Origin of the sequence: Mucilaginibacter sp. OK283, from assembly GCF_900110415.1 — a bacterium.
GTDB lineage: Bacteria > Bacteroidota > Bacteroidia > Sphingobacteriales > Sphingobacteriaceae > Mucilaginibacter.
Window position 1 is genome coordinate 362,778 of record NZ_FODR01000003.1, and the last position, 12,198, is coordinate 374,975.

Genomic DNA, 12,198 nt, shown 5'->3' on the forward strand with positions numbered 1-12,198 from the left:
ATCACCTTATTGGAGTTTACCGTTAGCTGGTTATTTCCTTCTCTAACAAGCCAATAATCAGCCTAATTTCTTCCTCAATTTCGTTTACAAGGGTTTGTGTGTTTTCCAGTATAAAAACAGGCATATGCTCCAGTTCCCTGGCCAGTTTGGCCAGGTGGTTTAAGCCGGCAGTTACCGCGGTGCCGTACAGTTTATGTCCATGTAAATTTAATTTCTTCAAATCACCGGCCTTCAAGTCTAATTGTAACATTGAAATTGACTCTGTTAACTCAACTTTTGTCAGGCTAAGTAATTCTTTTAAAATCTCATCGTCATCACCAAAATAGCTCCTTACATGTTGTACGTCAAAGTGTACAGGTGTGCTAACCGGTAAATCCGGACCTGGTTCGGGCGCTTCGGAGGAGCCGAAGGAATGCAACCATTTTTGAAATACAGTCAATATGGTTTCTTCAACTACTGGCTTAACAACAAAATCGTCCATCCCTGCTTCCAGGCATTTTTCCCTTTCGCTTTTTACGTTGCCAGCCGTTAAGGCAATAATAGGTATTTGGCGGCCATGCTGTATTGCACGGATTTGCCGGGTGGCTTCGTACCCATTCATCTCCGGCATCTGGACATCCATTAAAATCAAATCGGGCCGGTGTAACCGGCAACAGGCAAGGGCTTCCAAACCATTCCCGGCTTCCAGTACCAAGGCATTCGGGGCAATCCGGCGGATGATGGTTTTGGCAAGCAACATATTCACAGCGTTATCCTCGGCAACCAGGATGGTTAGGTTGCCGGTTAATTCAGCAACAGTTGCAGCGGGTTCATCAGGCTTAGTTTCGATGGTAGTTTTCTGATGCAAACGGGATAAGGCGTTATATATATCCTCGGTTTTGATGGGTTTCACCATCCGGTGGTTCACCTTCAATTCTTCGCATGACCTGATCATCTTTTCATCGTCAGATGAACTGTGTAATAAAATAATAGGCTGGCCGGTTGGCGAATCGCTAAAGCTTTCGCGAATTTTTTTGATAGTTTCCAGCCCATCCATATAGGGCATATGGTAATCCATCACAATTACATCATAACACTCGCCGGCCGCCAGTAGCTGTAAGGCTTCGAAGCCATTTTTTGCCTCTGTGGTTAAAATTTGCCGCAACAACAGCATTTGTTTGATGATTAGCCGGTTGTTGTCGTTGTCATCAACAACAAGTACTTTTTTAATCAGACCAATGTTTTCCCAGCTAACGGGCTCGCCCTGTTCGGTTTGTACATGGATATCAAAATAAAAAGTGCTGCCTTTACCCGGTAAACTTTCCAGCTGCAGTTTGCTGTTCATTAACCCCAGGAGTTTATTAGAAATTGTGAGGCCTAAACCTGTGCCGCCATATTTTTTGGTGGTCGACCCATCTTCCTGTGAAAAGGCTTCAAATATTTTTTCCTGTTTTTCGGGTTTTATCCCAATACCGGTATCCCTTACACTAAAGCGTAACGTAGTACCGGGTACCGGTGTTGCTGGTGCTACTTCCTCTATCTTTAACTCAATCTCGCCCGTTGCTGTAAACTTCGCGGCATTGCTGAGCAGGTTAATCAGGATTTGTTTCAGCCGCACCGAATCTACCCACATAAATCTGGGGAGGTTATAAGATATGTTCAGGAGCATTTCCAACCCCTTTTTTTGAACCTGGTAGGTAATAATATCTGTTGATTGCGAACCGATATCGTACAAGTCGCATTTTTCGATGTCCAATTCCAGTTTCCCTGCTTCGATTTTTGAAAAATCCAGGATATCATTAATAATGCTTAATAAGGCATTGGCCGATTGGTTGACAATGGAAAGATACTGGTGCTGGGTTTCGTTCAGCTGCGTTTTTAAAACAAGATCGGTAAATCCAATAACACCATTTAACGGCGTCCGGATTTCATGGCTCATATTGGCCAGGAATTCCGATTTGGCAATACTGGCCTCATCTGCCAGTTGTTTGGCTTCCTTCAGTTCATCCCTTTGCTTCACAATGGAGGTGATAATCTCGGACGAGGTCATGATGCCGCCTATTGCCCCATCAAACCGGTACCAGGGCCGCATTTCAATGTTAAGGTATTGTTCTTCCGGCATCCCGGGCAATTTAACCCGCACTTCCTCGCGCCTTATTACCTCGCCGTTTAAAACCCTTTGGTGTGTTGCCCGGTTTGTTTCGCTGGCAGGGCCAAATACTTCATAGGGTGTTAAGCCGATAATGTTACGGTTTCCTAAGCCATAATCCTGCAAATATTGCCTGCTCACGGCTATAAACCGCATATTTGTATCGGCCATAGCAATAGGCGAAGGCGAATGTTCAACAAAGGCCGATAAAATGGCTTTTTCGTTCAGCAATTCCGATTCGGCCTTTTTTTGCTGTTCAATATCCTGTATGGTACCAAATAGGCGTTGGCAAATGCCATTTGCTAATTCGGCCTGGCCCAAACTCCTTACCCACAGTTCTTCGCCGCCGGGAGTAACAATTTGTATCTCCAGGTCCCAGGGGGGGCCATCGGTCATGGCAAGGTTAGCAGCGGCCGAAATTTTATCCCGGCTTTCGCCTGCTTTATAAAAATTGATGATGCCGTTCAAATCAGGTTCATAATCTGCAGGCACACCATATATCTGTTTGGTAACTGTTGTCCATTCAATTTTTTGCCGCTGCACATTATATTCCCAGCCACCTATCCGGGCTACCTTGCCGGTTTCTTCCAGCATTTGCCGGGTGCGTTCCAGGTTTCTTTCCAGGAAGTGTTTTTCGGTAATATCAATGGCATTACCTATTACGTATGGCTGGTTTCCCTGTTGTTCAAGTATGTTGCTAAACATCCAGATCCGGGGGCTGCCATCCTTGTGCCGGGTAACCATCTGGCCCCTGGCGCCCCCTTTTTCCTTTATCTCTTTTAAGTACGCGGTTAACTGTGGATGCCGATTAGCTGGTACAATATCAAACAAACTTAAAGTTAAAATTTCGGCAAGCGTATAACCCAAAAGCGAAGCCCCGGCCATATTTACCGACAGGAAACGGCCAGACAGGTCATGGGTGCACATGAGCCCCTGCGAGTTTTCAAAAAAAACGCGCAGCCTTTCCTCGCTGATGGCCAGTTGCTGCTCTTTAAATTCTTCGTCGGTTACATCGCGCCCTATGCAAAATAGGTTGCCGGTATTGGGGTCGGGCGTGGTTTCCCAGCGGATGGATTTGTATATTCCGGATTTAGTCCTGGTACGGTAGGTTACCTGTCGTACTTTTTTATCCGATATCATCCCGGTCACATCTTCTTCCGCGGCTTTCAGGTCGTCCGGGTGGATCAAATCCAGGTAGGGGGTAGCTAAAATATAGGCATCGTCCCATCCAAAAGTTGATTCAAAAGCGGGGTTAATCCTTTTAAAATATCCATCTGTCCCGGCGATGCAAATCAGGTCGACCGATAAATTAAACAACTTTTCAAAACTTTGAAGCTCTTGTTTTTTCCGGCGTTCTGTTACTAACGTGGTTGCCTCTTGCGCCAACAGGCGTAATGATTCCTGTTGTATCTCCGAAAGCTGTTTCGGTTCGTATGCTAACAGACTTAAGGCACCCAGGATATTGCCCTCGGGACTGATCAAAGGCTGCGCTGCGAAAAACCTGATTGGGTGGCTGCCGTTTGCCAGCGCGTTTGATTTAAAACATTCATCGTGCTGGGTATCCAGAACTTCAAACAGTGACTGCTCCTTTAAGATATGGTTGCAAAAGGCCAAGTAACCCAGGCGCTCAGGTGATTCGGGGAATGTTTTGGCATGTGTCCAATCGTTGTTTTCGTCGAGCAGAGAAACCAGCGCTATTGGCGTTCCGCACGTGATGGAAGCCAGGCGGGCGATAGATTCAAATCCCGGTTCGCTAAAAGAACGGAACAGCTGATCATGGGCCGGGCTGTTCAATTGTTCTTTTTTTAGTTCGGGATTCGGCATGCCGGTTATCAAGTTTAGTAGTTTTCGTCCAATAAATCTATGACAAAAATACTAAATTTAGCAGTAGGTCATTTGTTTAAATTTGAAGCCGAGCCGACTGCGGGTTAATTAAATAAATGAAAATCTGTAGTAATTTCTCTGTTTAGTAATACCCAAGTCGATACCCATCAACCCGGGGGCTATCAGAAAAAAAAGCTCGGGCTACAGATAGAAACCCGACCTGGACCGGATGTTTTTTTATTTACCTGCAATGTTATTAAATACCAGGTTTAATGACACCACAATTTCGTCGGCAATCATTTTATCTTTAACGGCCGAGAAAAAGTCCCATGCTTTGGGTTCGGGTTGAAGGTCGATATTCCACTTTAGCCGGTGTATTTCAAGGTCGGCTTTTGCAATAACAGTATTCCCTTTTTTCCGGATAGCTGCCACAAACTCAATGGGGTTGGTAATGCCTTTTATGGTAAGGCTGCCAGATACTTTATAAATGCCGGCCTTACCGGTAGCGTTAACTTGCCTGACGTTCATGATAGCGCCGGGATGTTTTTCTATATCAAAAAACCCCGGTTTTCTTAACTCCTTATCTACTTTTTGGTTTTCGGCGGCAACTGCATGGTCAACGCTGCGTATGCTGTTCATATCCATATTGAAGGAGCCGTCCGTCGGTTCGCCCGTGGGCGAATAATTGAGGTTGCCGGTATTAAAAAGCAGGTAGCCGTTGTGGCCGCCCATGGTATTACGGGTATTCCATAAAATTTTACTTTTCTTAGCGTCCAACTGGTAAGTTTGCTGCGCGTAAGCAGCAAGGTGAAACATAGTCAGGAACAGAATAATTGCGGGTTTATTGATCATAGCATTATAAATTTGATGCTGCAAACCTATTCACGTACAGTAAGTTTATGATTATAAACATTGTAAATAAAAGCGTAAACTTTGTAAATTCAACCGTTTATGGATATGGCCGGTTATAAAACAAGCTTGAATATGAAAACCAGGTATCTTTTGGGGTTTACGGTACTATTATTTACAACCGCTATTTGTGCGGCTTTTAGTTTAACCGGTAATGACGATTTTGATTTGGCCAGGCAGCAGGTAATGCTCCGCAAGATAGGGCATGAGGTACTTTTGCATTCGGGCGATAGCACGTCACGGGTGTTGCCTGTTAAAAAAATAGCCGAAAACGAATACCAGGTAAGGTTTGAAAACGAGTTTGCCTTTGAGCCCGATTCGCTTGTAAAAATAATAAGCCGCTCGCTGGCAAAAGATAAGCTGGCACATAACTACATTGTGACTGTATTAAAATGTACCGGAAAGGATGTCATATTTGGCTATATGATATCTGGTAACCGGCAGGATAATATTGTGCCCTGCCTGGGCCGCAGGCAACCCAAAAGCTGTTACCTTATTAACCTGAAATTTGAGGGCCGGCGTATTACAGCCGCACAAAAAGCTTATTTATTAGGCGGTCTGCCTTTCCTGGCCTTTATAGGGCTGATATTTTCGCAATCGTTTAAAACCCGGAAAAATAAAGTTACCACAACGTTTGCCGGTGTTGATAGTTTTAAACTTGGCAATTCCATTTTTGACCCCGGTAACCGGCAAATTATAGCTGCCGGAGTTACAACCGCACTCACCGTAAAAGAAAATAAGCTGCTGCTGATCTTCGCCCGATCGCCAAATATAATTATTGAAAGAGGCCGGCTTCAAAAAGAAATTTGGGAAGACGAGGGCGTAATTGTAGGCAGAAGCCTGGATATGTTTATTTCAAAGCTAAGAAAGAAATTGGAAAATGATTCTTCAATCCAGCTGACAAATATCCACGGCAGGGGGTATAAACTGGAAATTGGTGAGTAATTACATACTGCGGCTCCTTTCATTTTTCCCAGGTATTTATATTGAATAAAACTGCAAATTTACGCTGTGGCGGCTATTGTTTTGCCACGGCCGTCAGGAGCGCGGCGTTTTTCCGTTACCTGCCATCTCTCTTGGCGGCGACATTTATAAGCTATTTATCTGCAACCAAATAGTGCCAATGGCAACTAATTAATAAATTTAAATTATATATTTATAACTTAAAAGTCATTTAATCGTAAAAACCTAATAAGCAACTGTCTAAATAAGATAATGGTGCTTGTAATACCGCTTAAAATGGCTTTGCTGCATAACCCTGATTATATTTTTTTTTGATTGAATGAATACCAAAATATGGCTTAGTATTTTGTCGCTTTTTTTGTGCAATTTTTGCCAGGCCTATCGTCATAAAGCAAAACCGGATAGCCTGCGTAACGAATTACTCAAATCTATCGCGGCCAAAAAGCAGGTAAATGATACGGCTCTTATAAACTATTTGAATGAACTGGCTGTCGTTTATACCTCATACTATCCCGATAGTACCATTTATTACGGGCAAAAGGCAACCCAAATTTCGCGTCGTATAAACTATAGCACCGGCATTGCCGATGGGCTGCTGGCTGTTACTGCAGTATACATCAGTCAATCAAAATACAAAACGGTAATAAAAAACCTTGAGGAGAGTATGGCCCTTTATACCAGGGTTAATAACCAGTTGGGCATTAGTAACTGTTACCGGCTTTACGGCGATTTGTATTACCAGTTAAGCGATTATCAAAAGGCGTTAACTTATTACAAAAAGGCACTTCCAATTAAACTTGCTGCCAATGATTTACCCGGCTTATCGCGCTTATATTTAAGCATGGGCAATAATTATGATAACCTTGGGCACCCGTCTACCGCGCTTGATTATTATTTTAAGGCCCTTAATATCGATACAAAGCTTCACAATAAAAAGAAAATATCGGCCGATTATAATAACATCGGTGTTATCCTGCAAAGTATGGAGATATACCCGCAGGCCTTATCCTATTTTACCGAGGCGCTGAAGACGTGGACACAAATGAAATCAGACGGCGGGATTGCCGTAGCCAAACAAAACATTGGCGAAGTATTAATGGCCCAGGGAAAGTATGACAAGGCTATTCAATACCTTACAGATGCCCTTGCTATTAATCAAAAGCAGGATGATAAAGATGGTATAAGTACATGTTATAGTGATTTGGCGGTATGTTATATTTATAAAAAGCAAAACCCAAAGGCTTTAAGTTACCTGCAGCAAGCTTTAAAAGTAGCTACAGATAATCAAATGGATTACGATAAAACTATCGCTTTAATTAATACTGCCCTGTTTTACAATGTAAACCATGATTACTCCAAAGCATACGGTTTTGCGTTGCAGGCCAAAACGCTTGCCGACCGTTTTGGCAGCGTTTTGCTGCGTACAAACGCCGCTGTTCAATTGATTGAAACGCTTGGCGGCTTAAAATTATACAAGGAAGCATTTGTTGCCCAAAAGGATTTCGACAAAATGAAGCGCACCTTCCGGAAGGATGAAAGCGTTCAAAAATTTACCCTGTATATTACCCAATATAACTATGCCGAAAAGCAGCGGCAACAAATGCTGCAGCAAAAAGCAAGCGCCTTACTGTATCAGCAAAAGCTGCACGATAAGGACTTGTTAAACCTCATATTTTTTATCATTATAGCCGCAGTATTGTTAATAGCATACCAGTATTACCGGCAAAAGCAGCAGCAGTTAAAAATAAATACCCAGCTTAAACACAAAAACCAGGAAGTTGTAGAGCAAAAAGTTAGTATAGATGAACAGGCCGAAAAGCTGAATGACCTTAATAAATTAAAAGACAAGCTGATATCCATATTGGCGCATGACCTTCGGTCGCCACTAAGCACGTTGCGCGGCCTGTTCGATCTGCTGTCAGACGAATCTATAAGCCACGAGGAAATGCTCCGGATGATCCCCTCTGTAATACAAAAGCTTGAATATACATCCGATTTTCTGGATACGCTCCTGTTCTGGATCAACAGCCAGCTGGAAAACTTCAACACCTCGGGCCAAAGTTTTTTAATTTACGATATTGTAAAATCAGAATCTGAAAACCATACCGAACAGGCTTCAAGAAAGGGTATTACCATGGTTTGCAGCGGCAATAAAGAACTATTGGCCCTTGCCGATCCTAACTCGGTAAGGATAGTTGTAAGGAATTTAATTACCAATGCTATTAAGTTTTCGGGCGGGGGGGATGTTATCGAAGTATCGGCCGTTAAGGATGGCGACAACGTACTGGTAACCGTAAGCGACACAGGTATGGGCATGCCGCCTGCGCGGGTAAACCAACTTTTTAAAAGCCAGATGACCAGTAAAACCGGTACGCTCAATGAATCGGGCACAGGCATGGGCCTGCTATTTTGTAAAGACCTGGTAGAGAAATGTAACGGCCGCATCTGGGTAGCCAGCGAAGAAGGCGTTGGCACTAAATTCTTTTTTGTTATCCCGCTGCAACCGGCGGCTACCCTTGAAACAACCGAGGCCGGTTAGCAAATTTCACACTTGCCCGGCACTACAAGCTATAGCTCTTACCTGGATCTATTTTCCTCAAAATGTAATTACATTTGTTAAATAGCATCCCTTCGCATTGGTATCATCAAAATGGACAGAATTCCGGTAAGACAAATCAGTACCACACAAAAAAAATCCGGTACTCCCGCTTTATTCAATGTATGGGAGCTTGATAATTTGCTTGCCGGCACAGATATGATACAAGAACTTCACCGGCATGATTTTTTTTACGTTCTTGCTCTAAAAAATGGAAGTGGCCAGCATTATATTGATTTTACCGATTATGAAATCTGCGACAAATCCGTTTTTTTTATGCGGCCGGGGCAGGTGCATAAACTGGTTTTAAAGGCCGGCAGCACGGGGTACCTAATGCAATTCAGCGGCGAGTTTTACTTCGCGAATGGTAAGGCAGCTGACCTTATGTTGCAAAGCGCCGGCAGTATATACCATTATCAACCCGGCGACAAAGGTTTTCAAAAATTGTACAATAGCCTGGGTTGCATTCTGCAGGAGTATACCGATAAACAGCCGCGCTACCAGGAGGCAATCCGCGCCAACATGGATATCTTTTTTATACAATTGGTAAGGCAGCAGCCAGCCGATGCTGCCAGTGGTGCCAGCTTGTACACGCAGCAACAGCTTGAAAAATTATTAGCGCTTTTAGATACCCATGTTTTTACCCACAAACAGGTAGCCTATTATGCTGATTTACTCAATTTATCCGCCTATCAGCTTAACACCATTACCACAATTACATTGGGTAAAACCTGTTCGCAAGTAATTAATGAACACATCGTGCTCGAGGCTAAGCGGTACCTGTTGGCCACTGCCAACCAGGTAAATCAAATAGCCGGCCTGCTTGGATATGATGATGTTTCCTATTTTATCAGGTTTTTTAAAAAACATACCGGGCAATCGCCCGAGGCTTTCAGGTGTAATTTTAGTTAAGTACCGCATAACTGAGTTTTTGTCCTATCTCTTCCGCTATCGCACAAATTATATTTGTACTGCGCAATAAAATAATTGGATAACAAAATAAAAAACGATGGAACCAACCTGGGACGAACAATACAAACAACTATGGGACGACCGCTATAAAAAAGAAGAGTATGCTTACGGAAAAGCACCCGATGCTTTTTTTGAGCAATGGCTTAAAAAATTTGAACCCGGGCTGATACTCATGCCTGCCGATGGCGAAGGCCGAAACGGGGTTTTTGCTGCTACCCTGAACTGGCAGGTAACTGCCTTTGACCTGAGTGCCGAAGGCAAAGCCAAGGCCCTACAATTGGCACAGCAACGCGGTGTAAGCCTGGTCTACCTTGTGGGCGATTTGGAGCAATTAGCCTTTGATGAGCAATGTTTTGATGCCATCGGGTTAATATTTGCGCACTTTGCTGCCGAAAAAAAATCGCAGTTTCACCAAAAACTGGATAGATGCCTAAAACCCGGCGGGGTAGTTATATTTGAGGCTTTTAGCAAAAATCACCTTCAACTTACGTTAAACAATCCCCATATTGGCGGCCCAAAGGACATCAATATGCTGTTTTCAAAAGAAGATCTTATAGCCGATTTTAAAGATTACGAGATACTGTTACTGGAAGAAGAAGAGTATATTTTAAACGAAAGTATTTACCACAACGGCAAAGGATTAGTGATAAGATTTGTCGGCCGGAAGCCTTTAACGTCAAAATAGTAAAGCCAACTTATCAAACAGCAGATTAACCTGTTTGGCCAGGGCGTCTGTTTTGTTAAGGTAAACACCCATGGGCTTTTATCATTCCTTTGTTACAATTAATCAAAAAAGTAAAAAAGATAAATTTCAAAATGTAGCTTAGTAAAAACTAATGTGTACCGATGATACAAATCCCTAAAGACCTGCTTGATCATCATGCGCATATCAAGCTTCGATTGTCTGATATGTACGGAATTATCATTGATAAAAAGCGCCCTTTCAGATGCGATGATACCCTGCAAACTGCGCATTGCCTGGAGGTAATTTTAACGGGTACCATTGATGTTAGGTATGGCAGCTATGTACAGCACTTAATGGCCGGCGATATCCAGTTTAGGCGGCGGGGCAATTACCAGCTGTTCCCATCTGATGATTATACCAGCCTGCTTATTTTTATGGAAAATGAGTTTGTTGATTACTTTTTAGAAAGCCATGTGCCCGAATTTAAACAGGAAAAATTGAGTGCCGATTTGCCGCCGTTTACCTTTAAAACTTCCGATTTTATAAAGGCAAATGTAGCCCAGGTTATGCAGCATATTGTACAACCACAAAACTACTCCAGGTGCATTGTTAAGTTTGCGGCCCACCAGGTGCTGTTGCAAATCCTGTCGGGCGATCAATCAAAAACCTTTGCCTCGTTTTTGAAAGACCTGGTAAGTAATAAAAAGGTTGATCTGGCTTACTTTATGGAAACCAACTTTAACAGGCAACTATCCATAGCCGATATGGCCAAACTCACCGGCAGGAGTGTAAGCGCGTTTAAAAAAGAGTTTACCGATCGTTTTAATACCACGCCCGTAAAATGGCAGTTTAACCGCCGGCTGGAGTATGCCGAGTACCAGTTAAAACACTCTAACGATCCGGTATCGCTGGTAGCTTATAGCAGCGGGTTCGAAAATATCTCGCATTTTTCAAAGGTTTATAAGCAAAAATTCGGCGCTTCGCCTAAAAGTGCGCGTAACGAACTGGTGTAGTGTTATCCATAAATTTAACTGATAGTTTTTAGCCCAAAGTCTTAAGTTCTAAGTCAAAAAAATAACTTCAGACTTACGACTTTGTACTTTAGACTTAACCGGCCTTATAAAAACAAACAAATAAAGCCTCACAGCAAAATTGCAGCCCTTGCAAAGCTGCAATTTTGGGGTATGAAAACACTCAGCAACACCACCCCTGCATTAATACTCGTTGATATACAGCAGGGTTTTGATAATATCCCTTACTGGGGCGGCCAGCGCAATAACCCGGGTGCCGAAGTTAATGCCCGCAAACTGCTTGATTACTGGCGGGCAAATAACCTGCCGCTGTTCCACATTCAGCACTGCTCAGCCAACCCCAACTCGCTGCTGGCCGAGGGTAACCCGGGCAATGCGCACAAAGAGATTGTGAAACCTTTGCCGGGCGAGGCTGTGATCAAAAAATCGGTAAACAGCTCCTTTATTGGCACCAATCTGCAGCAACAGCTGGATGCTGCGGGCATCGATACCGTGGTTATAGTGGGGCTTACCACCGAACATTGCGTATCTACCACGGCCCGTATGGCCGGCAATCTTGGCTACCACACCTTTGTAGTGGCCGATGCTACCGCTGCCTTTGCCAAAACCGGCATAAAAGGCGAACACTACGATGCCGAAACCATCCATTTAACCGCCCTGGCACAAATTAACAACGAGTTTGCCACCGTTTTAAATACCGACGAGGTGCTTCAGGCTTTAAAAAAAAATGATGATTTTCTTTAGCAATTTAATCCATAAGCTGTTTGCCAGCTATTTACCCGTATCGCAGGTGCTGTCGGTGATGAAGTAAATCGTTCGTGTGGCTATAATAGGGGCAGCACTGCCTTTGTCTTGATTCTTGACTCTAATTTCTTGACTCTCCTCCCGGGCGTTCCCGCCGCTGGTAGAAGCGGTGGTCAGGCTTTTCGTTACAAGTCCTCGCCTTGCCTTTGCCGCCCCGGCCTGCCCTCGCTGTGGGCTTTTCACTGCAATCCTTAACGCTAACTGCGGGTATACAAAAACACCCGGATGAGATTAACCATCCGGGTGTTGCATATTTATTACTTAGCATGGCGTTTGCCTATATTTC

Annotated in this window: 8 protein-coding genes; 6 read left to right on the plus strand and 2 right to left on the minus strand. The window is 43.6% G+C overall.

Going from position 1 to position 12,198, the window contains the following annotated elements; genetic code table 11:
* Positions 1–22 precede the first annotated feature (22 nt).
* Positions 23–3,952, minus strand: coding sequence for a response regulator (locus BMX56_RS09755; protein WP_090646189.1), 3,930 nt, complete (start codon positions 3,950–3,952; stop codon positions 23–25).
* Between the two features lie 237 nt (positions 3,953–4,189).
* Positions 4,190–4,804 (minus strand): YceI family protein, encoded by a 615-nt coding sequence (locus BMX56_RS09760; protein ID WP_090645259.1) that lies wholly within the window; start codon positions 4,802–4,804, stop codon positions 4,190–4,192.
* A gap of 132 nt (positions 4,805–4,936) precedes the next feature.
* Between BMX56_RS09760 and BMX56_RS09765 the strand changes: the two genes are divergently transcribed.
* The 6 genes from BMX56_RS09765 (at position 4,937) to BMX56_RS09790 (ending at position 11,852) form a co-directional block, all read left to right on the plus strand.
* Complete coding sequence (locus tag BMX56_RS09765; protein WP_255369812.1) at positions 4,937–5,806, plus strand: winged helix-turn-helix domain-containing protein; 870 nt, start codon at positions 4,937–4,939, stop codon at positions 5,804–5,806.
* Between the two features lie 337 nt (positions 5,807–6,143).
* Positions 6,144–8,363, plus strand: a complete 2,220-nt coding sequence (locus tag BMX56_RS09770; RefSeq protein ID WP_090645265.1) for a tetratricopeptide repeat-containing sensor histidine kinase — start codon at positions 6,144–6,146, stop codon at positions 8,361–8,363.
* Positions 8,364–8,474: 111 nt separating this feature from the next.
* Complete coding sequence (locus BMX56_RS09775) at positions 8,475–9,332, plus strand: helix-turn-helix domain-containing protein (protein WP_090645268.1); 858 nt, start codon at positions 8,475–8,477, stop codon at positions 9,330–9,332.
* A gap of 97 nt (positions 9,333–9,429) precedes the next feature.
* Entirely contained in the window at positions 9,430–10,077 is a 648-nt protein-coding gene (locus BMX56_RS09780) for a class I SAM-dependent methyltransferase (protein WP_090645271.1), read from the plus strand.
* 161 nt (positions 10,078–10,238) lie between these two features.
* Positions 10,239–11,090, plus strand: a complete 852-nt coding sequence (locus BMX56_RS09785; protein ID WP_090645274.1) for a helix-turn-helix transcriptional regulator — start codon at positions 10,239–10,241, stop codon at positions 11,088–11,090.
* A gap of 171 nt (positions 11,091–11,261) precedes the next feature.
* Positions 11,262–11,852, plus strand: coding sequence for a cysteine hydrolase family protein (locus BMX56_RS09790; protein WP_090646193.1), 591 nt, complete (start codon positions 11,262–11,264; stop codon positions 11,850–11,852).
* Positions 11,853–12,198: the final 346 nt, after the last annotated feature.